Raw genomic sequence first — 22,434 nt, forward strand, 5'->3', positions numbered from 1 at the left:
GACCCATGGCACGTAAGTCACGGGACAGCGCCCGGAACCCGCAGGACGCCGAGAGCGCCCTGGACGCTCAGGTCGGCGAGACGGTGCCGGACGCCCTGGACGCCCAGCCCGGCCAGCCCGGCGAGGCCGGCGACGGCGCCGCCGACGGCGCGACCGAGGCCGGCCGCCTGGGTCGCGACGTCCTGCCCGTCGCGAAGGACGGGGACGGACGCCGCGGCCGCGGCCGCTCCGACCGCCAGGGCGGCGACGGTGAGGCCGACCCGCGTCGTGCGCCTCGCGGCGAGCTCGGCGACATCGGCGTGGTCGAGGCGATGCGCATCTTCCTGCGCCGCCCGGTGCAGTTCGCCCGCAAGTTCTCCGAGAAGCTAGCCCAGCGCTGGCGCACCTCCATCCAGCTGCGGGTGATCGGCAGTGTCTTCGCCTCGTCGTTGCTGGTGATCATGGCGTTGGGTTTCGTGCTGACCAGTTTCGTCGGCCAGCAGCTGCTGGACGCCAAGTACAACGCCGCCACCGACGAGATCGACCGGGCCCGCAGCATCGTCGAGGAGCAGATCCGCAACACCGACTCGGCGTCGTCGCCGCAGTTGAGGATCAACAACGCCCGCGCCGCGCTGAGTGACCGCACCGCGGACTCGGAGCAGGGCTCCACCGGCACGGTCTACGAGCCGGTGATCATCGCCTCGGACCTGACCGGCGGGGACATCTCCAGCCCGGAGGTCAACCCGGTGCCGGAGAGCCTGCGTGACTTCGTGCGTCAGGGGCAGGTCTCGGTGCAGTACACCACCGTGGACGGTTCCGGCGGCTCCTTCAAGGCCCTGGTCATCGGGTCCCCGGTGGAGTCGGACATCCAGGGCCTGGAGCTGTACCTGGTGATGCCGCTGGACAACGAGGAGTCCACCATGGCGCTGATGCGCGGGCTCCTGCTCGCCGGTGCCGTGGTGCTCATGGTGCTGCTCGTGGTCATCGCCTGGGTGTTCTCCCAGCAGCTCACGGTGCCGGTGCGCACCGCCTCGCGCATCGCCGAGCGTTTCGCCGCCGGCCACATGCGTGAGCGTATGGCGGTCGACGGGCAGGACGAGGTGGCGCGTCTGGCGATCAGCTTCAACGAGATGGCGGAGAACCTGTCGTACCAGATCCGCCAGCTCGAGGAGTTCGGTTCGCTGCAGCAGCAGTTCACCTCGGACGTCTCACACGAGCTGCGCACCCCGTTGACCACGGTGCGTATGGCCGCGGACCTGATCCACGCGAACTCGGAGGACCTCGACCCGGTGACCCGGCGGGCCTCGGAGCTGATGAACGCCGAACTGGACCGGTTCGAGATGCTGCTCGGTGACCTGCTGGAGATCTCCCGGCACGACGCCGGTGTGGCGAACCTGTCGCGTGAGCTCATCGACGTCCGTGGCGTGGTGAAGTCCACGATGGGGCAGCTGCGTGCCCTGGCCGAGGAGGTCGGCAGCGAGATCCAGCTGGACCTGCCGGACGAGCCGGTGATGGAGGAGGTCGACTCCCGACGGGTCGAACGTATCCTGCGTAACCTGCTGGCCAACGCCATCGACCACAGCGAGGGACGTCCGGTGCGTGTCACGATGCGGGTCGGTGCGGAGTCGTTGGCGGTGACGGTGGTGGACCACGGGATGGGGCTGAAGCCCGGCGAGGCGGACCTGGTGTTCAACCGGTTCTGGCGCTCCGACCCCTCGCGTGAGCGCAAGACCGGCGGTACCGGCCTGGGGCTGGCGATCGCGAAGGAGGACGCCCAGCTGCACGGCGGACGCCTGGAGGCGACCGGCGAGCTGGGTGTGGGTGCCTGCTTCCGGCTGACCTTGCCGCGCCGTCCCGGCCAGGAGGTCCGCACCTCGCCGCTGCCGCTGGAGGTCACCGAGATGGTGGTGACGGACGTTGCCGCAGAGGCCGGAGAAGCCGGGGTCGTGGACGTGGCGTCCGACGCTGCTCCCGGCGCGGCTCCCGAGGTGGAGCAGGAGGAACCGGCCCCGGCGGACCGTTTCGACTCGGTCGACGTGACGGCGGGCTCGGTGGGGTCCTCGGACGTGGACCTCAGCGCCTTCGAGGGGCTGACCGAGGAGGAGCTTCGTACGGCCCTGCAGGAGGCGGAGGACATGGACTCGGCGTTCGGCCCCGACGGTGAGGAGTCAGGTGATGACGGTGAAGACGATGCGAAGAACTGACGCGGTGCGCCAGGTGGTGGCGCTGCTGGGCACGGCGGCGTTGGCCGGCGGGCTGGTGGCGTGCACGACGTTGCCGGGGGAGTCGACACCGGAGGCGGTGTCGTCCTACGTCTCGGCGCCGGACGCCAGCAACCTGCCCACCCCCTCGGAGGAGCAGCCGCCGGACCTGCTGCTGCGGGACTTCTACCTCGCCTCGACCTACCAGGCGAACAACCGGCAGGCGGCCAAGGAGTTCCTCACGGCCTCCGCGGCGGACGGCTGGGAGGACAGCACCTCCACGCTGATCCTCGACCGCCTGGACCTCAACGCCACCGGCGGGGTCTCCGGCGACGAGGTGACCTACGTGGTGCGGGGCACCGTGGTCGGGCGGCTGGGTTCCGGCGGCGTGTACCAGCCGGAGAACAGCCCGTACGAGGAGGAGGTGACGCTGGAGCGCGGCGACACCGGTTGGCGGCTCTCCGACCTGCCGGACGGGGTGGTGCTGGACCGCAGCGACTTCGTCGGCGCGTACCAGGCCCACGACCTCTACTACCTCGACCCCACGAAGCGTTTCCTGGTCCCGGACCGGCGGTGGATCTACAACCGTCAGGAGAACATCGGCTTCTCCCTGGTGTCCCTGCTGGCCGGCGGGCCGCGCAACCAGCTGCAGAACGCCGTGGAGACGGCGTTCCCCTCGGGTAACGGTATCCAGGCCGCCGTGGAGGAGGACGGGACGTTCACCGTGGACGTCACCGGCATCACGGACCTCTCCGTCGACGACCGGGAGGTCCTCGCCGCCCAGCTGGTCTGGACGCTGGCGAAGTCCGACGTGCGCGGTCCGTACCGGATCCTCGCCGACGGTATGTCGATCACCGACGACGGCCGGGAGGAGTGGACGCTGTCCGACGTCTCGGACTTCGACCCGGAGGCGACGGTCGACGAGCCGCTGCGCGCCCTGCGCGACGGCGCCCTGGTGGAGGTCGACGGCGACTCCGGTGAGACGTTGCCGGGGTGGACGTCCTCCGGCGAGCTGGAGTCCGCGGCGACGTGCCGGACGGACGGACGCATCGCGGCGGTCAGCGGCCGCGGCGACGGTGAGCGCTCGCTGCTCGTCGGCGACGTGGGCGGCGACCCGGTCACGGTGATGTCCGCGCGCTCGCTGTCGCGTCCGTCGTGGAGCGGCGACTCGCAGAGTCTCTACGTGGTCGCCGACGGCCGCCGCGTCCACCGGCTGGTGCCCAGCGGCTCGGGCATCCAGATGGACGAGTCCACGGTGGACACCTCCTCACTGGACGCCCTCGACATCAACGACCCGCGCATCAGCGTGTTCACCGTCTCGCGTGACGGGACCCGGACGGCGATGCTGATCAACGGCCGTCTGTTCGTCGCCGTGCTGCAGCACGACGAGGACGGGGAGATCGTGCTCGGCACGCCGATGGAGGTCGGTCAGCGCGTCGGCGACACAGCCCTGTCGGTGGACTGGCGCGAGGACGGGACGCTGCTGGTCGGCACCCGCGCCAACGACGCCCCGGTGTGGGTCGTCACCGTCGACGGGTCCGAGGCGACGCCGTTGTCGAGCCGGAACATCACCGCGCCGGTCGTGGCGGTGGGGTCGGCCGGACGCATCCAGTACATCCTGGACTCGCGGGCGATGCTGCAGCTCGACGTCGGGGACTCCGAGGCCAGGTTCTGGCGCGAGGTGCCGGCGCTGCAGGGTGCCCGCGCCGTCCCGGTCCTGACGAAGTAGGGGGCGTATGGGGGAACTGCTGGGGGAGCTCACCGGCCTGGTGTGGCGGGAGGACTGCCTGGCCTGCGGCAGGGCGGGGACGCCCCGGGCGGTGGCCGGGGTGGCGTTGTGCCGGGTCTGCGCGCTGCAGTTGCGCGGTGAGCCGACGCGGGTGGCGGACACGGCCTCGCCGCCGGTCTTCGCCGCAGGCCCCTACGGTGGGGCGTACCGCGGGGTCGTCCTGGCGGCCAAGGAGCACCTGCGCCCGGAGGCGGTGCAGGTGGCGGGTGCGGTGCTCGCCGGCACCGTCCGGCACCTGGTCGCACGGGGGCTGGTCACCGATCCACGTCTCGCGCCGGTGGTGCTGCTGCCGGCACCGACGACGCGCCGGGCGGCGCGTGACCGCGGCGGGTGCGTCGTCGAACGGTCCGCCGTCGTCGCCGCACGCGACCTGGGCGGGGGGACCCACGTCGTGGCCACGGCGACGCTGGCGTCCGGCACCCGCGACTCGGTGGGGCTGGGACGTGGTGAGCGGCAGGCGAACATCGCGTCCAACCTGCACATCGACGACGTCGCCGTGCGGCGCGCGGGGCGTCTGCTCAGGACACCCGGGGCGGTCGCGTGCATCGTCGACGACGTCACGACCACCGGGGCAACGGTGGCACGTTTCGCCACCGCGCTGGCCGCCCGCGGGGTGGTTCCCGCGGTGGCGGTGGTGCTTGCGCAGGCGTGAGGTGGGGGTGTCCCCGTAGCTGTCCAGCCGCTGCCCCCGTAGCTGCCCCCACGGCCCACCGCGAGCCCCGGATCGTCGGTACTATCGGGAGGGAAGATGTCGCCAGGAATGTGCTCGGTGGACAATCCGGTTCACCGGTGGCAGGCGGCTCGGAGACCGGGAGGATGAGTATGACCGTCCAGAACCAGCAGGACATCACGGCAGAGGGTGCTGCTCCGGAGGCACAGGTGGAGATCACCGGCCGTAACGTGGAGATCCCTGAGCACTTCGCCGAGCGGGTGAACGCCAAGCTCGCCAAGGTGGAACGGCTCGACCCGACTCTCACGTACTTCCATGTGGAGCTCCAGCACGAGCGCAACCCGCGTCGTACCGACGAGTCCGACCGCATCCAGATCACCGCCTCCGGCAAGGGCCACATCGCCCGTGCGGAGGCGAAGGAGGACTCGTTCTACGCCGCGTTGGACGCCGCCATCGCCAAGATGGAGAGGTCCCTGCGCAAGGTCAAGGCCCGCCGCAAGATCGCCCGGTCCGGCCACCGTGCACCGGTCTCCGTGGGCGAGGCGACGGCGGACCTGGTCCAGGAGGCGGAGCGCGAGGCCGCCACCAACCCGGGCCAGTTCGACGAGGACCCGTACGCCGAGCAGTTCCAGCCCGGTCGGGTCGTGCGTGAGAAGGAGCACCCTGCCACCCCGATCAGCGTGGACGACGCGCTCAGCGAGATGGAGCTCGTGGGACACGACTTCTACCTCTTCGTCAACGAGGAGACGGGTCGTCCGTCGGTGGTCTACCGTCGTCGGGCCTACGACTACGGTCTGATCGCCCTCAGTGACGGGCCGCAGGAGTAGCGGGACGTCCTACGCGGCGGGCACCGTCGGGGTGGTTCTCCACCCCGGCGGTGCCCGCCGTCGTTCGTCCCCGTGACCGGGGCGCCGGACGGGAGCACTGTGCAAGACAGGGTGTCGGAGGTAGACTGAAAGACTGATCTCGCAGGGTGCGTCACCGCGCCCGGGCAAAAATGCCGTGCGAGTGCCTCAGGCAAGACCCCACAGGTGCAACACAAGGTAAGGGACGAGCAGCACGTGCTAGGACTTTCGAAGATTCTCCGCCTCGGTGAAGGCCGCGCCGTCAAGCGACTGTCCGCGGTCGCCGACCAGGTCATCGCCAAGGAGGACGAGTACGCCGCCCTCACGGACGAGGAACTGCAGGGTAAGACCGCTGAGTTCCGCGCCCGGCTCGAGAAGGGTGAGAGCCTCGACGACATCCTGCTGGATGCCTTCGCCACCGCGCGCGAGGCGTCCTGGCGGGTGCTGGGCCAGAAGCACTTCAAGGTCCAGGTCATGGGTGGTGCGGCCCTGCACTGGGGCTACGTCGCCGAGATGAAGACCGGTGAGGGCAAGACCCTGACCTGTGTCCTCCCCGCCTACCTCAACGGGCTGTCCGGCAAGGGCGTGCACGTGGTCACCGTGAACGACTACCTCGCCCGTCGTGACTCGGAGTGGATGGGCCGTGTCCACCGGTTCCTCGGCCTGGACACCGACGTGATCCTGTCGGGCAAGCGTCCGACGGACCGTCGCAAGGCCTACGCCGCGGACGTCACCTACGGCACGAACAACGAGTTCGGCTTCGACTACCTGCGCGACAACATGGCGCACTCGCTGGACGACCTGGTGCAGCGTGGCCACAACTACGCCATCGTGGACGAGGTCGACTCGATCCTCATCGACGAGGCACGTACCCCGCTGATCATCTCCGGTCCGGTGTCGGGTTCCTCGCAGTGGTTCACCGCCTTCGCCCGGATCGTGCCGAAGATGACGCTGGACATCCACTACGAGGTCGACCCGAAGAAGAAGACCGTGGGCGTCAAGGAGGAGGGTGTGGAGTTCGTCGAGGACCAGCTCGGCATCGACAACCTCTACTCCCCGGAACACTCGCAGCTGGTCAGCTACCTGAACAACGCCATCAAGGCCAAGGAGCTGTTCACCCGCGACAAGGACTACATCGTGCGTAAGGGTGAGGTCGTCATCGTCGACGAGTTCACCGGCCGCATCCTCGACGGCCGCCGGTACAACGAGGGCATGCACCAGGCCATCGAGGCGAAGGAGGGTGTGGAGATCAAGAACGAGAACCAGACCCTGGCCACGGTGACCCTGCAGAACTACTTCCGCCTGTACGACAAGCTGGCCGGCATGACCGGTACGGCCGAGACCGAGGCCGCGGAGCTGAAGTCGATCTACAAGCTGGACGTGGCGGCGATCCCCACGAACAAGCCCAACCAGCGTCACGACAACATCGACCTGGTGTACAAGACGCAGGAGGCGAAGTTCGAGGCCGTGGCCGACGACATCGCCGAGCGTGTCGAGAAGGGCCAGCCGGTGCTGGTCGGCACCACCTCGGTGGAGCGTTCGGAGTACCTGTCGAAGCTGCTGCAGGCCCGGCACATCCGCCACAACGTGCTCAACGCCAAGCAGCACGAGAAGGAGGCGGAGTTCGTCGCCCAGGCGGGTCGGCTCAAGGCCGTGACCGTGGCGACGAACATGGCCGGTCGTGGTACCGACATCGTGCTCGGCGGTAACCCGGACATCATCTGCGACCTCACCCTGCGTGAGCGCGGTCTGGACCCGGTCGAGGACCCGGAGGCCTACCAGGAGGCCTGGGACGAGGAGATCGTCAAGGCCCGTGCCAAGTCGAAGGAGGAGGCCGAGAAGGTCTCCGAGGTCGGCGGTCTTTACGTGCTGGCCACCGAGCGCCACGAGTCGCGTCGTATCGACAACCAGCTGCGTGGCCGTTCGGCCCGCCAGGGTGACCCGGGCGAGACCCGGTTCTACCTGTCGATGCGCGACGACCTGATGACCCGCTTCGTGGGCCAGACCATGGAGAACCTCATGACCCGGCTGAACGTGCCGGACGACATGCCGATCGACTCGAAGATGGTCACCAACGCCATCAAGGGCGCGCAGTCGCAGGTGGAGAACTCCAACTTCGAGATGCGCAAGAACGTCCTGAAGTACGACGAGGTCCTCAACGAGCAGCGCAAGGTCATCTACCGTGAGCGCCGCCAGATCCTGGAGGGCGAGGACATCGCCTCCAACGTGCGCACCATGATGGACGACACCCTCGCCGCCTACGTCGACGGCGCGACCGCCGAGGGCTACGTGGAGGACTGGGACCTCGACGAGCTGTGGACCGCGCTGGACTCCCTCTACGGTCCGTCGGTGACCTCCACCGAGCTGATCGACGGCACGGAGTACGGTTCGGCCGGCGAGCTCACCGCCTCGCAGCTGCTGCGCGCACTGCAGGAGGACGCCCACAAGCTGTACGACGAGCTGGAGGCGTCCGTCACCTCCGTCGGCGGCGACGAGCAGATGCGCGGCATGGAACGCGGCGTGGTGCTCAACGTGGTGGACCAGAAGTGGCGCGAGCACCTCTACGAGATGGACTACCTCAAGGAGGGCATCGGGCTGCGCGCCATGGCCCAGCGCGACCCGCTGGTCGAGTACCAGCGCGAGGGCGGCGACATGTTCGGCCGGATGAACGACGGCATCAAGGAGGAGACGATCCGTCAGCTCTTCCTGGTGCGCAAGCAGCTCAAGTCCAAGGAGCCGGAGCAGGCCGAGGGACCGTTGAACGTGGACGACCCGGCCGACACCCGCACCTCCCAGGAGCAGGAGCAGCAGAAGTCGGTGCCGAAGACCATCATCGGCGGCTAGTTCCTCAGGGTCAGACCATCGTGACGGTCTCGACGCGCCACCTGCCCTCGTAGCGGGCCAGGTGGCCGACGACGGCGCGCACCCGTTCGTGGTGCAGGACGCTGGCGGTGAAGGTGAGGCGCTCGGGGTGCGTCGGGGGAAGGTGCACGCTCAGCACACGTGAGGGCACGGCGGGGGAGGACGGTGCACCGGACGCCCCAGACACCCGTGCCGCAGCGGGGAGTGCCTGGCGCATCCTCCCCCGCAGGTCCTCGGTGACCCGCGGGGAGAACGGTCCCTTACGTAGCGCGGAGACCGGTCGGCGACCGTCGACGACCTCGAGCCAGACGCCCACGAGCATGGCGACCCGTGCGTTGACGGCGGAACCGGGACGCCGCGACGCGGCGTCCTGCACCGGTGCCGCCTCAGACGCCGGTGCGTCCTGCGTGACCGGCACCGCGTGACGGCCCGGACGGCGCAGATACACCAACCCGGGCACGGGGACGTAGGCCCTCCTGCCGTGTGTCGGCGGTGTCGTCGCGTCGGTGTTCCCCGGTAGAGCCCCCATGCTCGACGATGATAGCGCCCGGCGTGGCACAATGTGAGGTATGCGAGCATTGATTGTGGACTACTGTGGCGTCCTCGACGGAGCGGAGGAGGACCGCCGCCGGTGGCGGAAGGTCCTCACCGCGGCCAAGGACGCGGGTTTCGGAACGGCGATCCTCTCCAACGACCCCGGTGGCCCCTGTGCGGACCCGATCCGCACGTGGCAGGAGGCCGGTTACGTCGACACCGTCGTGCTGTCCGGTGAGGTCGGCGTGGACAAGCCCGACCCGGAGATCTTCATGATCACCGCCGACCGTCTCGAGGTCGACGTCAGCGACTGCATCCTCGTCGACGACTCGATCCTCAACGTCAAGGGCGCGGTGGAGTCCGGTCTGATCGGTGTGTACTACCAGCAGTTCGACCGGGCGATCGTGGAGATCTCCGGGCTGCTCGGACTGGAAGGGACCTACTAGGATGCGCGTCTTCATCCCCGCGACCTTCGACATGCTCGGCGGCCTCGCCCGCGACGGGCAGATGCCCGTGCGCTCCGGCGTCGCCTTCGCCCTGACCCCGGCCCTGCGCGAGTACTACACCGCCGGCGACGACGAGGAGATGTCCTACGCGGCGTTCCTGGAGGCCGCCCGCGCCTCCCTGCGTCTGCTCGGCATCGGCGACGAGGAGCGTTTCCCGCACCGTCGCGTCGTTGTCTCGGTCGACCTGGAGGACGCCGCGGCGTCCCCGGAGCCGGACAAGGGTGAGTCCGTGGTCCGGTTGGACCCGTCACTGGTGTCGGTGGAGCAGCTCGCCGCCATCCACGTCGACGACGAGGGCAATGAGCCGGCGACGGCCGCGGCCATCGAGATCGTCGACGCCGCCGACCTGGGTGACGAGGACGCAGAGATCACCCTCGGCGACTGCGAGGACAACCTGATGAGCTGGTACGACGCCCGCGAGCTCGGGGTCCTCGTCGACCTGATGTAGCGCCTGTCTCGCCCCTGGCGCACGGGGAAGGCCCGCCCTTCCGGAATTTTCCGGAACGGACGGGCCTTCTTTCGTTTGTCTCGTCTGTCTCTAACTCAGGTCGGACTAGCGGTGCAGGTCGAAGCGGTCGGCCTCGGTGACCTTCGTCCAGGCGGCGACGAAGTCCTTGACGAACTTCTCCTTCGCGTCGTCGCTGGCGTAGACCTCGGCCTGGGCGCGCAGCTCGGAGTTCGAGGCGAACACCAGGTCGGCGCGGGTGCCGGTCCACTTCTGCTCGCCCGTGGAGGCGTCGGTGCAGGCGAAGACGGTGGAGTCGGCGTCGGTGGCGACCCAGTCGTTGCCCAGCTCCAGCAGGTTGACGAAGAAGTCGGTGCTGAGCACGCCGGGACGGTCGGTGAGCACACCGTGGTCGGTGTCACCGAAGGTCGCACCGAGGACGCGCAGGCCACCGACGAGGGCGGTCATCTGCGGGGCGGTCAGGCCCAGCAGGTCGGCCTTGTCGACGAGCAGGTGCTCGGCGGGGATGTCCAGGTCGGCGCTCTGGTAGTTGCGGAAACCGTCGGCCAGGGGCTCCAGGAAGCTGAAGTTGTGCTCGTCGGTCTGCTCCTGCGAGGCGTCGACGCGGCCCGCGTGGAAGGGCACGGTGATCTCCGCACCGGCGTCCGCGGCGGCCTTCTCGACGGCGGCGTTGCCGGCGAGCACGATCAGGTCGGCCAGGGACAGGTGGCGCGGGGCGTTGGCCTCGTTGAAGTCCTTCTGGATCTTCTCCAGGGCCTCCAGGACACCGGCGAGCTGACGGGGCTCGTTGGCCTCCCAGCTGCGCTGCGGCTCCAGGCGGATGCGGGCACCGTTGACGCCGCCACGGAAGTCCGTGCCACGGAAGGTGGACGCGGCGGCCCAGGTGGTCTTCACCAGCTGGGAGACGCTGAGTCCGGAGTCCAGCACGCTCTTCTTGATCGCCTCGGCGTCGGAGGAGGTGATGGCCTCACCCTCGGCCTCGGGCAGCGGGTCCTGCCAGATGAGGTCCTCGGAGGGGACCTCCGGGCCGATGTAGCGGGACTTCGGGCCCATGTCGCGGTGGGTCAGCTTGAACCAGGCGCGGGCGAAGGCGTCGCTGAGCGCGGCCTGGTCGTCCTTGAACTTGCGGGAGACCTTCTCGTAGGCCGGGTCGACGCGCAGCGCGATGTCGGTGGTGAGCATGCGCGGCTCGCGGCGACCGTCGGAGTGCGCCATGGGGACCATGTCGGCTCCGCCGCCGTCGATGGGGCGCCAGTGGTAGTGGCCGCCCTCGCCCTCGGTGAGCTCCCACTCGTAGGCGAACAGGATGTGGAAGAACTCGTTGTCCCAGCGGGTCGGGTGGTAGGTCCAGGTGACCTCCAGGCCGGAGGTGATCTGGTCGTCGCCCTTGCCGGAGCCGTTGTGGTTCTCCCAGCCCAGGCCCTGACGCTCCAGCGGAGCCTCCTCGGGGTCGGCGCCGACGTTCTCCTCGTTGTCGGGGGCGGCACCGTGGGTCTTGCCGAAGGTGTGGCCGCCGGCGATGAGCGCCACGGTCTCCTCGTCGTCCATGCCCATGCGGCCGAAGGTGTCGCGGATGTCGTGTGCCGCGGCGGCCGGGTCCGGGTGGCCCTCGGGACCCTCCGGGTTCACGTAGATCAGGCCCATGGTGGTGGCGCCGAAGGGCTTCTGCAGCTTACGGGTGGTCTCGTTGGTGCCGCCGTAGCGGGCGTTGGTGCCCAGCCAGTCGGTCTCGGAGCCCCAGTAGACGTCCTCCGGCTCCCACACGTCCTCGCGGCCACCGCTGTAGCCGAAGGTCTCGAAGCCCATGGACTCCAGGGCGACGTTGCCGGCGAGGATCATCAGGTCGGCCCAGGAGAGGTTCTGGCCGTACTTCTTCTTCACGGGCCACAGCACGCGGCGGGCCTTGTCCAGGCCCACGTTGTCCGGCCAGCTGTTCAGGGGTGCGAAGCGCTGCTGACCGGCGCCGCCACCGCCGCGTCCGTCGTGGGAGCGGTAGGTGCCGGCGGAGTGCCAGGCCATGCGGATGATCAGCGGACCGTAGTGCCCGAAGTCGGCGGGCCACCAGTCCTCGGAGGTGGTCAGGACGTGCTCGATGTCCTTCTTCACCTCGGGGAGGTCGAGCTGCTTGAACGCCTCGGCGTAGTCGAAGCCGGCGTCGGTGGGCCGGACCTCCTGCGGGTTGTGGGCCAGCAGGCGCACGTTGAGGCGCTTGGGCCACCAGCTCTGGTTGGCGTTGCCCTCGGTGGGGAGCGGCAGACGGGCGCCGTCGGCCTCGTTACGCTCGGCCTGGGCCTCCTGCGGGGCGTGCCCGCCCTGTGGGTCCTGTCCGCCGTGGGCGACGGGGCAACCGGAAATCGGGTCAGTCATCGGTCTTCTCCTGAGTGTGGATCGGGGAGTGGGTGTTCTCGTTGTGGGTGTTCTCGGGGTCGTTCGTGCGGGCGCAGTCCATGCAGATGGCCCGGAAGGTGACCTCCGCCGACAGCACGGTGTGCATCCCGTGGCCTTCGGCGGGGGTCAGGCAGGGCGCGTGGCCGACGACGCACTCGACGTCCTCGAGCCGTCCGCACACGACGCACTGCATGTGGTGGTGGTTGTCCTCCAGGTTGGTCTCGTAGCGTGCGCCGCCCGAGCCGGGCAGGTCGATGCGACGCAGGAGACCGCGTGCGCTCAGATCGTTGACGACGTTGTGGACCGACTGCATGGAGATCGAGGGGAGCTCCGTGCGGATGCCGGCGTGCACCTGGGCCGCCGTGCTGTGCGGGTGCTGCCGCAGGTACTGCAGGGAGGCGATCCGGCCCGGGGTCGCCCGGAGGCCCAGTTGTCTCACCTGCTCTGCCCAGGGTGCTGTCGTGTCTGTGCGCATGCCGCCACGCTACCGCTAATTTTGAGACTTCACAACTTTGAATAAACAAAAATAGCGGGGCATAGCCGCCGGTGCTGGCCACGGGCCTGTCACCGCCGGCCGGGATAAAATAGGGGGTTGCGGCCAGCGGAGGTCGCCGAGACCACGAATGCGCAGGAGGCTGCGATGCTACGCAAGCACGGTAAGTACGCGGACACAGGGGCGATGCAGGCCAGGGAGGCGCTGAAGATCGTCGTCGTCGGCGGATCCCTGGCCGGTCTGATGACCGGGATCTCCCTGGCACGCCAGGGCCACCACGTGACGATGCTGGAGCGGGCCGACAGGATCCGCCCCTCCGGCGCGTCCCTGCTGGTCAGGGAGGACGACCTCAGGTCGATCCTCGGGCCGGAGCAGGCGCGTGCCGCCGTGCGGATGGCGGGCCCGGTCGACGCACGCGCCCACGGTGAGGTCCCGGCCACCTGGCAGGGCCTCTACGAGGGACTCTGCCAGGTGGCCGAGGGTCTGCCGACCATGGACATGCACCACCGCACCCGTGCGGTGGAGGTCGGCCAGGAGGGCGAACGGGCGTGGGCCCGCGCCGACGACGGCGAGACCTACACCGGCGACCTGCTCGTCGGCGCCGACGGCTACCGGAGCCTGGTGCGCGCCTCCGTGGCGCCCGACCGTCCGGACGCCGAGTTCGCCGGCTACGTGCTCTGGCTCGGCGTGGCCAAGGAGAGCGACCTGGACTACACGGGCCCGTGGCCGGGCGGGCTCGACATCCGCGACAGCGGCGACAACCTGCTGCTGGGCTACCCGCTGGCGAGCCCCGAGGGGTCCACCGAGCCGGGGGAGCGGCGCCTGGGCTGGGGCTGGTACGACAACTCGCGCAACCACGTGCTCCGCGAGACCGGCGCCGTGCGCGGCAACGTCACCCACCACACCCTGCGTGGGCACGACGTCGACCAGCACGTGCTCGCCGACCTCGTCCGCGAGGCCGGTCTGCGCTGGCCGCACCCGTGGCGTGCCGCGATCGAGGACTGCCTCTCGCGCACCGACTTCCTCGGCACCCCCATCAACGAGTACGTGCCGGACCGTCTGCGCAACGGACGGATGGTGATCCTCGGCGACGCCGCCCACGTGCCCACGCCGATGACCGGCCGTGGGTTCGCCACGTCCCTGGACGACGCCGCGGCGCTGGCCCGCCACATGGCCGACGCCACCGCCGCCACGCTGCCGGACACCCTGGCGTCCTACGAGAGCGAGCGGCTCGCCCCGGCCCAGGAGCTCGTGCTGTCCGGGCAGATGTTCAGCAGGTCCTTCGGCCGGCCGTAGGAGGTCGGCGAGTCACATCTCCCACTCGTTGTTGCTGCGCAGCGCGGTCAGCAGGGAGCGTACGGCGGCCACACGACGGGCGCTCGCGCCGGTCAGGGTGTCGAGCGCGCACTCGGGGTCGGCGGGCGGACCGGCGTGTGTGCAACCGCGCGGGCAGTCCTCGATGACCGCGCCGAGGTCCTCGAACACGCCGATGACCTGGTCGGGGTCAACGTGGGCCAGGCCGAAGCTGCGGATGCCGGGGGTGTCCACGATCCAGCCTGCGTCCCCGGCGTCCCCTGTGTCCCCGGGGATGCGCAGCGCCACGGACTGGGTCGAGGTGTGGCGTCCCTTGCCCACGCCGGAGACCACACCGGTCTCGCGGCGGGCGTCCGGCACGATCCGGTTGACCAGGGTGGACTTACCCACCCCGGAATGACCGATCAGGGCGGTGAGGTGCCCGGTGACCACGTCGAGCACCGGGTCCAGGGGGTCGTCGACCCCGCCCACGATGACCTCCACGTCCAGCGCCTCGAACTCGGCGGCGAAGGCCGTGGGGTCGGCCAGGTCCGTCTTGGTCAGGCACAGCACCGGACGCAGACCGCCGACGAAGGCGGCGATCAGCGCGCGTTCCACGAACCCGGAGCGCGGCGGCGGGTCCGCCACCGCGGTGACGATGAGCAGCTGGTCGGCGTTGGCCACCACGATGCGTTCATAGGGGTCGGTGTCGTCGGCGGTGCGCCGCAGCACCGTGGAGCGCTCCTCCAGCCGGACGATGCGGGCCAGCGTCCCGTCGCGTCCGGAGGTGTCGCCGACCACGGCGACCCGGTCGCCGACGACCACGGGGGTGCGTCCCAGCTCGCGGGCGCGCATGCAGATCGCCGGCGGGGTCTCCGGCGACGCCCCGTCGACGACGACCCCCCAGCGTCCCCGGTCACGGGTCACGACCATGCCGGTCTGCGCACCCTTGTGGTCGGGCCGGTCCTTCGTCCTCGGCCGGGTGCCCTTGCCGGGGCGCACGCGGATGTCGGACTCGTCGTAGTGGCGCCTGCCGCTGGAACGTGCCATCGTCGCGCTCAGCCCTCGACCATCTGCGTCCAGCGCAGGTCGAAGTCTGGCAGTGTCTTGGCGGTGGTGGCGATGTCCTCCACGAGCACGTCGTCGGTGACCAGGCCGAGCACCGCGCCGGCGGTGGCCATGCGGTGGTCGGCGTAGGTGTGCCACACCCCGCCGGTCAACGGCTGCGGGTCGATGACCAGGCCGTCGTCGGTCTGGGTGACCCCGCAGCCCAGGGAGGACAGTTCGCGTTGCAGTGCGGCGAGCCGGTCGGTCTCGTGCCCGCGCAGGTGGGCGATGCCGTAGAGGTGGCTGCGGCCCTCCGCCAGCGCGCACAGTGCGGCGACGGTGGGGGTGAGCTCGCCGACGTCGTGCAGGTCCCAGCTGATGCCCTGCAGCGGCGTGTCCGCGTCGCCACGGACCTCCAGCACACCGGAGTGCGTGTGGTGCTCGACCTCCACGCCCATGTCCTGCAGGATCACCCGGAACTGGTCGCCGGGCTGGGAGGTCGTCGCCGGCCAGTCCGGGATGCGCACCGTGCCGCCGGTGACGGCCGCGGCGGCCAGGAACGGTGTGGCGTTGGACAGGTCGGGCTCCACCGCCCAGTGCCGTCCCGCCACCGGCCCGGGGTGCACCGTCCAGCGGTTGAACTCCGTGTCCACCCGCACCCCGGCCTCGCGCAGCATCTCCACGGTCATCTCCACGTGCGGCAGGCTTGGGATCGCCGTGCCGGTGTGCACCACCGTGACCCCCTCGTCGAACCGCGCCCCGGACAGCAGCAGCCCGGAGACGAACTGGGAGGACGCCGAGGCGTCGATCTCCACCACGCCGCCGCGCAGCCCGCCGTGTCCGGAGACGCGGAAGGGCAGGGGACGTGCCGGGTCGCCGGACCCGGTCACGTCCGCACCCAGCGCCACCAGGGACTCCAGCGTGGCGCCCATCGGACGCTTCTGCGCGGCGTCGTCGGCGGTGAACAGCACCTCGCCGTCGGCCAGGGCCGCCACCGGCGGCAGGAAACGCAGGACGGTGCCCGCCAGGCCGCACGCCAGTTCGGCGCCGTGCAGCCCGCCGGGGACGACGGTGAACGTGTCACCGTCGGCGGTGACCGAGGCACCCATCGCGCGCAGGGCGTCGGCCATCAGGTCGGTGTCCCTGCTGCGCAGGGCCCCGCCTATCACGCTGGGGGCGTCCGCCAGCGCGGCGAGGACGAGGGCGCGGTTGGTGATCGACTTCGACCCGGGGACGGACACGGTCGCGGACACGGGGGAGGAGGCCACGGGAGCAGGCCACAGTTCGGCGGTCATGGGCGCCATTATCCCACGCCGCGGGGCGCAGGTGGGTGAGCGGAGGTAGTTTCGGTGTCATGTGCGGACGTTACGTGATGTTCAGTACCACCGAGACCCTGCTGGAGACCACGTCCGGCCTGCTCGGCGAACAGGTCGGGTTGGTCGGCCCGGACGGTTTCCCGCCGCAGAGCTGGAACGTGGCACCCACCCACACCGTGGGGGTGGTGCGCCGCTACGCCGGTGCCGCCACACTCGGGCCGGCGACCTGGGGCTACCGGGCACCGTGGAAGAAGGGGCTGGTGCTGTTCAACGCCCGCGGGGAGAGCGTCTTCGACAAGTCCAGCTTCCGCGGCTCCGAGCCGTGCCTGTTCGTGATGGACGGCTGGTACGAGTGGAAGGACCGGCAGCCCCACTACGTGAGTGGCGACGCGCCGCTGCTCGTCGCCGGGCTGTGCCGTCCGGGCGGGGACGGGACGCTGGAGGCCACGATGGTGACCACGGCCTCCGCCGAGCCGGTCGCCTGGCTGCACGAGCGGATGCCCCGCGTGCTCGGCGCCGACGAGACCGCAGCCTGGCTCGACGGGGGCGACGGGGGCGACGACGAGCGGCGGGCACTGGCCGCCACCGTGGCGTCCGACGACGTCCGGGGCGTCCTGCGCACAGGCGCGGCCGACCGCGCCGTCGGCAACGTGGCGGCGAACGGGCCGGAACTCATCGCGCAGCACTAGAGTGGAGGGGAACAAGACGGACGCCGACGGCGTTGTGTCCGACAGGGTGAACGGGAAGGAGCCCATGAACAACCCAGTCAAGCGCACCGGAGACAGCGACGAGCAACTGCTCGCCCGCTTCGAGGAGGATGCGCTGCCACTGCTGGACCAGCTCTACGGTGCGGCGTTGCGGATGACCCGTAACCCCGCGGATGCCCAGGACCTGGTCCAGGACGCCTACATGAAGGCGTTCCAGGCGTTCGGTTCCTACCGGCCCGGCACCAACCTGAAGGCGTGGATGTACCGCATCCTCACCAACACCTACATCAACCAGTACCGCAAGGCGCAGCGGCGCCCCAAGGAGACCTCCGACGAGGAGGTCACCGACTGGCAGCTGGCGGATTCGGCGTCCCACGACTCGACGGGCCTGCAGTCCGCCGAGATCGAGGCCCTGCGCCGCATCCCCGACAAGAGGATCCAGGACGCCCTGATGTCCCTGTCGGACGACTACCGCATGGTCGTGTACTACGCGGACGTCGAACAACTGCCGTACAAGGAGATCGCCGAGATCATGGACACCCCGATCGGCACGGTCATGAGCCGGCTGCACCGGGGTCGACGGCAGCTGCGCGCGAAACTCAAGGACGTCGCCGACGAGCACGGTATCGGTGCGGCGAAGCATCCGGCGGGCAAGAACTGAGGAGTGTGACGAAGAATGTCCGACAACCCTGGGAACATGAGCGGCAACCCGTGCGGTGCCTCCGGGAGAAGCGAATGCGACGAGCTCATCGAGGTGCTCTACGAGTACATCGACGTGAAGAACGGTGACTGCGAGGGCGAGCACTACCGGCATGCGCGTGCGCGCCTGGAGCGGCACGTCGACGACTGTCCCTCGTGCCTCGAGGCCCTCGGCATCGAGCAGCAGGTCCGTGAGCTGCTGCGCTCGCGGTGCGGGCAGCCGGCCCCGAGCGAACTGCGGGGCAGGATCGTGACCTCGCTGCAGTCGTCGGTGACCACCTCGGTGCGTATCCACTACCGCGACTAAGGGGCGGTGCCCGCGGTGGTGGGGGACGCCGGGGGGTGCTGCGAGGGGCAAAGATCGAGCGTGGGATGTTTGAACCTCCGGGTTCAACCATCCCACGCTCGATTTCTGCCCCTGTCTCCGGCGGCGACGGGTACCAGGTTGGGCCTGGGAGCATTGAGTCGGCCAACTCAACGCTCCCAGGTCCAACTTGGTACCTCTCCGGTCGTGCATCGCCATCGGCTGGCACACAAAAAGGCCCGGCCCCGGGATCTCTGTCCCGGGGTCGGGCCTCGTCGGTAGGTGCGAACGTCAGGCGTTCGGACGCTTACCGTGGTTCGCCTTCTTCTTGCGGCGATCCTTGCGCTTACGGCCACGCTTGCTCATGTCGGCTCCTCGTTGACGGTGGAAAAGTACTGATAACCGTTTCAGGATACCGGGGAGCACGTCGGGTGGGAAATCCCCCCCATGGTTACCGAAGCTGTGCGCAGGGACGGCGTGCTACGCGGTCGCGACGCGGGTGCGGGCGCGGCCGCGGTTGTTGCGACGCTTCAGGGCGCGGCGCTCGTCCTCGCTCATGCCGCCCCACACGCCGGCGTCCTGGCCGGACTCGATGGCCCACGCGAGGCAGGCGTTGGTGACGGGGCACTTGTTGCAGACCAGCTTCGCCTTGGCGATCTGGGCGAGGGCGGGGCCGGAGTTGCCCACCGGGAAGAACAGCTCGGGGTCTTCGGAACGGCAGATGGCTTCGTGGCGCCAGTCCATGGTGATCTTCTCCTTCAACAGTGTTGCTGCAGTTTGGCTGACCGTTCGTTCCGAGGGCCGGACGTGGGCAGTCGTGCCCGCGGCCGTCGGTGGGACGGGTCGAGTTCGTCGGTGGGATTCGGTGACGTGCCCCGGGTCACGGTAGAGTGAGACCACGAAGAGGCTGTGTCGGTCAGAGAGGTCGGGCCGGGTTCGGTGCTTTACCTGTCCGTAACCTCGTGTCCCTCTCTCTGTTACATGTGCAATATTGGCACGTCATAACGGAGTCCGCTAGGGGGTCGGCGGTATTTGTGGTTAAGCTCACATCGGATCGATTTGCCTATTTAGGTAAGGGTGGGTTAACGGACAGCTCGGTCCGTTTCCGGTGGTGTGCCGGTTGCCGCCCCATCGCAGGTCCCCGGTAGAATCTGCCCCTATGAGCCCCAGGAATGCAGATGATCGTGGAGTCGGACGTTCGGATGGTGCAGGTAGGGCACTCGTCCTGCCGTCGAGTGTCCGCTGGGCCGGGTGGCTGGGGATCCTGGAGGGCGCCGCGGGTCTGGCCTTCGCCGTCTACCTCGTGACCCTCGCGGTCAGCGGTGAGGAGGACACGACCGCCGAATTCGCCGGGGCGGGTGCGGAGTCGATCGGCTACGGCTGGGGGACGGCCCTGTGGTTCGGCTTCTTCGGCGGCGTGGTCCTGGCCGCCGGCTGGTGCCTGTCGACCGGCCGCCGCTGGGGCCGTGGCCCGGTGGCGATGCTGCAGCTCCTCCTCGTGCTGATCTCGGTCTACATGTTCTCCTCGGGGCGCCCCGAACTCGGACTGCCGACGGCGGCCCTGGGCATCGTGGGTCTGGTGTTGCTGTTCAACCCCTCCGCGGTGGAGTGGGCGGCACGGCGCTACGGGCGCTGACCGGGAATCAGGACAGGGCCCGCAGCGCGACCATCTCGTCGCCGCGCTGTTCGACGACGACGTCGCCCTGCACGCGCAGGCTGACCGGGCCGTCGTAGGGACCGCGGTCCACCGGCACCGTGCGCTGCACCGAACCGTCCTCCCAGTCGACCACGGCCACGCCGTCGTCCACCGGCACCAGCAGCGAGCCGTCCATCGCCGCCCCGGTGCCCAACGCGGGCACGGTGAAGCGGGGTTCCAGGTTCGTCGGCCCGAAGCCCACCAGGCGTTCCCCGTCGAACCAGGTCATGTGGTGGGGCAGGTCGCCGGTGGCGGCGACGAAGGGTTCGTCGCCCCGACCGTCGGCGAGGTGCGCCAGCGTGGGGGAGGGGTCGGCCGGGTGCTGCTCGAAGGAACCGTCGGTGTGCAGCACCTGGAAGCGGCTGCCCGTGTAGTCGTCGGCGTCGGACGCGCGCGTCCCGTCGCCGTGCACGTAGATCACCGCGGCCTCCTGGGCCACGCCGACGAGTTCGGCGTCCGGGGGGACGGTGAACTCGTGGGTGGTCTCCGGGGTGTTCGCCTCCTCCGGGTCGGCGACCTCCAGGCTCACCGTGCCCTTGCCGTCCTCCCGGTCGCAGTCGGTCAGCACCGCCAGCAGGTCCTTGCGGGTCTGCGCGGAGGTGAACCGGCAGCCGTCGAGGGGCTGCGCCTCGTTGTCGACGGGGGTCTCCACGTGCCCGACCTCCACGGTGCGCACCAGGTCGGAGCGCCACAGCTCCGCCCGCTCGTCGTCGAGCACGCCGACATGGTCGAGGGAGCGGAAGAACACCGGGGACTGTCCGCCCAGTGAGGAACGGGTGTCCTGGTAGCGGCCGGTGGAGGCGGTCAGCGAGGTCACGTCCGAACACCCCTTCGGCCCGCGGAACACCGCGACCACGCGCCCCCAGTTGCCGGTCACACCGCACAGTTCGTGGTCGCGGCCGTAGGACCAGCCTTCGGCGCCGTCGTCGACCGAGATGCCGCGCACGGTGTCGCTGCCCCGTGCCACCGCCGTGCCGTCCACCAGTACCGGCTCACCGGTGTCGGAGGGCAGCGAGTCGGTCCGCCAGATCTCCTCCAGCCGGTCCGGCGTGCCCTGGGCGGCAGGGGCCGGCGCGATGGCCTCCCCGGCACCTGAGTCGGTGTGGGTGGTGCCGCGGGAGTCGGAGAAGAACCACGTCCCCACCACCAGCAGCAGCACCGCCACGGTGATCAGTGCGGTGACCGCGAGGTCGGTGCGGGTGCGCCGTTCAGCGGGCGCACCGGGCCGGGCTCGGCTCACAGCCGGGCTCTCCGGTCCCTGCCCCGCTCCCGGGAGTTGCGCGGCGACTGGCGCTTCGCCGGTGCGGTGGAGGACGCCGCGCCCTGCACCTTGCGCGGCGGCCCGACGCGGTCGCGGACGTCCTCGGGCAGCGAGAACTCGGCGAGGAACTCCGGGGAGCCGGAGAACCACTGCGGCGGGTCGTTGCGTCCCAGGTCGAGGGTCTCGTCGATCGCCCGCCAGCGGGTGACCTCGTCCCAGCCGACCAGCGTGACGGCGACGCCGGAGCGTCCTGCGCGGCCGGTGCGTCCGATGCGGTGCACGTAGGTCTTGTCGTCGTCGGGCACCTGGTAGTTGATGACGTGGGTGACGTCGTCGACGTCGATGCCGCGGGCGGCGACGTCGGTGGCGACCATCACGCTCACCCGCCCCTCGCGGAAGGCGTTGAGCGAGTCCTCGCGGTCCTTCTGGCGCATGTCACCGTGGACAGCGCCGACGTCGAAGCCGAGCTCGGCGAGGTCACCGGCGACGATCGCCGCCTGGCGCTTCGTGCGGGCGAAGACGATCGTGCGGCCACGCCCCGGGGCCTGCAGGAGGCGCGCCAGCACGCTCATCCGGTCGAGCTTGTGGGACTGGAAGACCGTCTGCGTCGTGGTCACGTGGGTCGCGCGCGCGTCCTCGAGGTCCGCGCGGATGAGCACGGGACGGTTCATGAACTCGCGGGTCAGAGCCACGATCGGGCCGGGCATCGTCGCGGAGAACAGCATCGTCTGCCGCGGCTCGGCGGTCTGCGACATGATGTCGCGCACGTCGTCGAGGAAGCCCTGGTCGAGCATCTCGTCGGCCTCGTCGAGCACGAGGACCTCCACGTGGGACAGGTCCAGGTGGCCCTGACGCGAGAGGTCGAGCAGGCGGCCGGGCGTGCCGACGACGACGTCGGTGCCGGCGTCCAGCGCGGCGATCTGGCGCTCGAAGGGAACGCCGCCGTAGATCGTGGTCACCGCGAACGGACGGTCGGTACCGACGCGCACGTTGCGGGAGGCGGCGGTGAGGTCGGAGGCGACCTGGATGCCGAGCTCGCGGGTGGGTACGACCACGAGGCCGCGCACGGTGCCGTCGAGTTCGCTCACGCCGGCGTCGTCGAAGAGCCGGTCGATCAGCGGGATGCCGAAGCCCAGGGTCTTGCCCATGCCGGTCCTGGCCTGGCCGATGAGGTCCTTGCCCACCAGGGCCAGCGGGAGCGTGCGTTCCTGGATGGCGAACGCCCCGGAGATCCCGTCCTCCTCGAGAGCGTCGGCGATCTCGGCGGCCACTCCGAGTTCCCGGAACGTAGGTCGCACCACGGGCTTCATCCCCTCCATCGTCTTCGTCTGGTTCGTCGCTATGATGGACCACGTTACAGTCATGGCAATGCGTTAGA

The 22,434-nt window shown here is 69.9% G+C and carries 21 protein-coding genes; 12 read left to right on the plus strand and 9 right to left on the minus strand.

What is annotated here, in order from left to right; all coding sequences use genetic code 11:
* The first annotated feature begins 5 nt into the window (after window positions 1-5).
* From mtrB to secA, 5 genes are all read left to right on the plus strand, one after another.
* On the plus strand, window positions 6-2,183 hold the full coding sequence (gene mtrB, locus ACT3S3_RS00950) for an MtrAB system histidine kinase MtrB (protein WP_444626011.1): 2,178 nt from the start codon (window positions 6-8) through the stop codon (window positions 2,181-2,183).
* Window positions 2,170-3,909, plus strand: a complete 1,740-nt coding sequence (lpqB, locus tag ACT3S3_RS00955) for an MtrAB system accessory lipoprotein LpqB (protein WP_444614730.1) — start codon at window positions 2,170-2,172, stop codon at window positions 3,907-3,909. The genes mtrB and lpqB overlap by 14 nt, the downstream gene beginning before the upstream one ends.
* A gap of 7 nt (window positions 3,910-3,916) precedes the next feature.
* On the plus strand, window positions 3,917-4,621 hold the full coding sequence (locus ACT3S3_RS00960) for a ComF family protein (protein WP_444614729.1): 705 nt from the start codon (window positions 3,917-3,919) through the stop codon (window positions 4,619-4,621).
* 170 nt (window positions 4,622-4,791) lie between these two features.
* Window positions 4,792-5,466, plus strand: coding sequence for a ribosome hibernation-promoting factor, HPF/YfiA family (hpf, locus tag ACT3S3_RS00965; RefSeq protein ID WP_301444048.1), 675 nt, complete (start codon window positions 4,792-4,794; stop codon window positions 5,464-5,466).
* A 234-nt stretch (window positions 5,467-5,700) separates the two neighbouring features.
* The gene (gene secA / locus ACT3S3_RS00970) at window positions 5,701-8,328 is read left to right on the plus strand and encodes a preprotein translocase subunit SecA (RefSeq protein ID WP_444614728.1); all 2,628 of its coding nucleotides are present in this window, start codon (window positions 5,701-5,703) and stop codon (window positions 8,326-8,328) included.
* A gap of 10 nt (window positions 8,329-8,338) precedes the next feature.
* Here the strand turns inward: secA and ACT3S3_RS00975 are convergent, their stop codons facing one another.
* Window positions 8,339-8,875 carry an Rv3235 family protein gene (locus ACT3S3_RS00975; RefSeq protein WP_441579240.1) on the minus strand — a complete coding sequence of 179 codons (537 nt, stop codon included), beginning with the start codon at window positions 8,873-8,875 and terminating at the stop codon, window positions 8,339-8,341.
* A gap of 40 nt (window positions 8,876-8,915) precedes the next feature.
* Here ACT3S3_RS00975 and ACT3S3_RS00980 point away from each other — a divergent pair, with 40 nt between their 5' ends.
* The gene (locus tag ACT3S3_RS00980) at window positions 8,916-9,326 is read left to right on the plus strand and encodes an HAD family hydrolase (RefSeq protein ID WP_444614727.1); all 411 of its coding nucleotides are present in this window, start codon (window positions 8,916-8,918) and stop codon (window positions 9,324-9,326) included.
* 1 nt (window position 9,327) lies between these two features.
* On the plus strand, window positions 9,328-9,834 hold the full coding sequence (locus ACT3S3_RS00985; RefSeq protein WP_301443950.1) for a DUF6912 family protein: 507 nt from the start codon (window positions 9,328-9,330) through the stop codon (window positions 9,832-9,834).
* A gap of 105 nt (window positions 9,835-9,939) precedes the next feature.
* Here the strand turns inward: ACT3S3_RS00985 and katG are convergent, their stop codons facing one another.
* Both katG and ACT3S3_RS00995 read right to left on the minus strand, forming a co-directional pair.
* On the minus strand, window positions 9,940-12,219 hold the full coding sequence (gene katG / locus ACT3S3_RS00990) for a catalase/peroxidase HPI (protein WP_444626012.1): 2,280 nt from the start codon (window positions 12,217-12,219) through the stop codon (window positions 9,940-9,942).
* Window positions 12,212-12,715 carry a Fur family transcriptional regulator gene (locus ACT3S3_RS00995; RefSeq protein ID WP_301443432.1) on the minus strand — a complete coding sequence of 168 codons (504 nt, stop codon included), beginning with the start codon at window positions 12,713-12,715 and terminating at the stop codon, window positions 12,212-12,214. The genes katG and ACT3S3_RS00995 overlap by 8 nt, the downstream gene beginning before the upstream one ends.
* 165 nt (window positions 12,716-12,880) lie before the next feature.
* On the opposite strand from ACT3S3_RS00995, the gene ACT3S3_RS01000 reads away from it, so the two are divergent.
* Complete coding sequence (locus tag ACT3S3_RS01000; RefSeq protein ID WP_441579238.1) at window positions 12,881-14,029, plus strand: FAD-dependent monooxygenase; 1,149 nt, start codon at window positions 12,881-12,883, stop codon at window positions 14,027-14,029.
* Window positions 14,030-14,041: 12 nt separating this feature from the next.
* On the opposite strand, the gene rsgA is transcribed toward ACT3S3_RS01000, so the two are convergent.
* Both rsgA and aroA read right to left on the minus strand, forming a co-directional pair.
* Window positions 14,042-15,076 (minus strand): ribosome small subunit-dependent GTPase A, encoded by a 1,035-nt coding sequence (gene rsgA / locus ACT3S3_RS01005; RefSeq protein WP_301443430.1) that lies wholly within the window; start codon window positions 15,074-15,076, stop codon window positions 14,042-14,044.
* An 8-nt stretch (window positions 15,077-15,084) separates the two neighbouring features.
* The gene (gene aroA / locus ACT3S3_RS01010) at window positions 15,085-16,377 is read right to left on the minus strand and encodes a 3-phosphoshikimate 1-carboxyvinyltransferase (RefSeq protein ID WP_441582538.1); all 1,293 of its coding nucleotides are present in this window, start codon (window positions 16,375-16,377) and stop codon (window positions 15,085-15,087) included.
* 50 nt (window positions 16,378-16,427) lie between these two features.
* Here aroA and ACT3S3_RS01015 point away from each other — a divergent pair, with 50 nt between their 5' ends.
* The 3 genes from ACT3S3_RS01015 to rsrA all read left to right on the plus strand — a co-directional run bounded on the left by ACT3S3_RS01015 (window position 16,428) and on the right by rsrA (window position 18,102).
* Window positions 16,428-17,078 carry an SOS response-associated peptidase gene (locus tag ACT3S3_RS01015; protein ID WP_444614725.1) on the plus strand — a complete coding sequence of 217 codons (651 nt, stop codon included), beginning with the start codon at window positions 16,428-16,430 and terminating at the stop codon, window positions 17,076-17,078.
* A 64-nt stretch (window positions 17,079-17,142) separates the two neighbouring features.
* Window positions 17,143-17,757: a sigma-70 family RNA polymerase sigma factor gene (locus tag ACT3S3_RS01020; protein ID WP_301443427.1), complete on the plus strand. Its 615-nt coding sequence runs from the start codon at window positions 17,143-17,145 to the stop codon at window positions 17,755-17,757.
* A 15-nt stretch (window positions 17,758-17,772) separates the two neighbouring features.
* On the plus strand, window positions 17,773-18,102 hold the full coding sequence (gene rsrA, locus ACT3S3_RS01025) for a mycothiol system anti-sigma-R factor (RefSeq protein WP_441579234.1): 330 nt from the start codon (window positions 17,773-17,775) through the stop codon (window positions 18,100-18,102).
* A gap of 288 nt (window positions 18,103-18,390) precedes the next feature.
* On the opposite strand, the gene ACT3S3_RS01030 is transcribed toward rsrA, so the two are convergent.
* Together ACT3S3_RS01030 and ACT3S3_RS01035 are read right to left on the minus strand one after the other, a co-directional pair.
* Complete coding sequence (locus tag ACT3S3_RS01030) at window positions 18,391-18,465, minus strand: 50S ribosomal protein bL37 (RefSeq protein ID WP_431832944.1); 75 nt, start codon at window positions 18,463-18,465, stop codon at window positions 18,391-18,393.
* A 114-nt stretch (window positions 18,466-18,579) separates the two neighbouring features.
* Entirely contained in the window at window positions 18,580-18,843 is a 264-nt protein-coding gene (locus tag ACT3S3_RS01035; protein ID WP_038546744.1) for a WhiB family transcriptional regulator, read from the minus strand.
* Between the two features lie 415 nt (window positions 18,844-19,258).
* Here ACT3S3_RS01035 and ACT3S3_RS01040 point away from each other — a divergent pair, with 415 nt between their 5' ends.
* Window positions 19,259-19,735, plus strand: coding sequence for a hypothetical protein (locus tag ACT3S3_RS01040; RefSeq protein WP_301444285.1), 477 nt, complete (start codon window positions 19,259-19,261; stop codon window positions 19,733-19,735).
* Between the two features lie 7 nt (window positions 19,736-19,742).
* Here ACT3S3_RS01040 and ACT3S3_RS01045 read toward each other — a convergent pair whose 3' ends face one another.
* Window positions 19,743-21,035 carry an Rv3212 family protein gene (locus ACT3S3_RS01045; protein ID WP_444614724.1) on the minus strand — a complete coding sequence of 431 codons (1,293 nt, stop codon included), beginning with the start codon at window positions 21,033-21,035 and terminating at the stop codon, window positions 19,743-19,745.
* A complete protein-coding gene (locus ACT3S3_RS01050; RefSeq protein WP_441579241.1) occupies window positions 21,032-22,366 on the minus strand; it encodes a DEAD/DEAH box helicase in 1,335 nt (444 codons plus the stop codon). The genes ACT3S3_RS01045 and ACT3S3_RS01050 overlap by 4 nt, the downstream gene beginning before the upstream one ends.
* Window positions 22,367-22,434: the final 68 nt, after the last annotated feature.

The organism is Corynebacterium sp. AOP40-4SA-5, assembly GCF_052377355.1.
In the GTDB taxonomy this organism is placed as follows: Bacteria; Actinomycetota; Actinomycetes; order Mycobacteriales; family Mycobacteriaceae; genus Corynebacterium.

What these genes read in the sequence shown, in the direction of transcription:
- mtrB (WP_444626011.1), top strand. Translation starts at nt 6, where the DNA reads ATGGCACGTAAGTCACGGGACAGCGCCCGGAACCCGCAGGACGCCGAG.
- lpqB (WP_444614730.1), top strand. Translation starts at nt 2,170, where the DNA reads ATGCGAAGAACTGACGCGGTGCGCCAGGTGGTGGCGCTGCTGGGCACG.
- ACT3S3_RS00960 (WP_444614729.1), top strand. Translation starts at nt 3,917, where the DNA reads ATGGGGGAACTGCTGGGGGAGCTCACCGGCCTGGTGTGGCGGGAGGAC.
- hpf (WP_301444048.1), top strand. Translation starts at nt 4,792, where the DNA reads ATGACCGTCCAGAACCAGCAGGACATCACGGCAGAGGGTGCTGCTCCG.
- ACT3S3_RS00975 (WP_441579240.1), bottom strand. Translation starts at nt 8,875, where the DNA reads ATGGGGGCTCTACCGGGGAACACCGACGCGACGACACCGCCGACACAC.
- ACT3S3_RS00980 (WP_444614727.1), top strand. Translation starts at nt 8,916, where the DNA reads ATGCGAGCATTGATTGTGGACTACTGTGGCGTCCTCGACGGAGCGGAG.
- ACT3S3_RS00985 (WP_301443950.1), top strand. Translation starts at nt 9,328, where the DNA reads ATGCGCGTCTTCATCCCCGCGACCTTCGACATGCTCGGCGGCCTCGCC.
- katG (WP_444626012.1), bottom strand. Translation starts at nt 12,219, where the DNA reads ATGACTGACCCGATTTCCGGTTGCCCCGTCGCCCACGGCGGACAGGAC.
- ACT3S3_RS00995 (WP_301443432.1), bottom strand. Translation starts at nt 12,715, where the DNA reads ATGCGCACAGACACGACAGCACCCTGGGCAGAGCAGGTGAGACAACTG.
- ACT3S3_RS01000 (WP_441579238.1), top strand. Translation starts at nt 12,881, where the DNA reads ATGCTACGCAAGCACGGTAAGTACGCGGACACAGGGGCGATGCAGGCC.
- rsgA (WP_301443430.1), bottom strand. Translation starts at nt 15,076, where the DNA reads ATGGCACGTTCCAGCGGCAGGCGCCACTACGACGAGTCCGACATCCGC.
- aroA (WP_441582538.1), bottom strand. Translation starts at nt 16,377, where the DNA reads ATGGCGCCCATGACCGCCGAACTGTGGCCTGCTCCCGTGGCCTCCTCC.
- ACT3S3_RS01015 (WP_444614725.1), top strand. Translation starts at nt 16,428, where the DNA reads ATGTGCGGACGTTACGTGATGTTCAGTACCACCGAGACCCTGCTGGAG.
- ACT3S3_RS01020 (WP_301443427.1), top strand. Translation starts at nt 17,143, where the DNA reads ATGAACAACCCAGTCAAGCGCACCGGAGACAGCGACGAGCAACTGCTC.
- rsrA (WP_441579234.1), top strand. Translation starts at nt 17,773, where the DNA reads ATGTCCGACAACCCTGGGAACATGAGCGGCAACCCGTGCGGTGCCTCC.
- ACT3S3_RS01035 (WP_038546744.1), bottom strand. Translation starts at nt 18,843, where the DNA reads ATGGACTGGCGCCACGAAGCCATCTGCCGTTCCGAAGACCCCGAGCTG.
- ACT3S3_RS01040 (WP_301444285.1), top strand. Translation starts at nt 19,259, where the DNA reads ATGAGCCCCAGGAATGCAGATGATCGTGGAGTCGGACGTTCGGATGGT.
- ACT3S3_RS01050 (WP_441579241.1), bottom strand. Translation starts at nt 22,366, where the DNA reads ATGAAGCCCGTGGTGCGACCTACGTTCCGGGAACTCGGAGTGGCCGCC.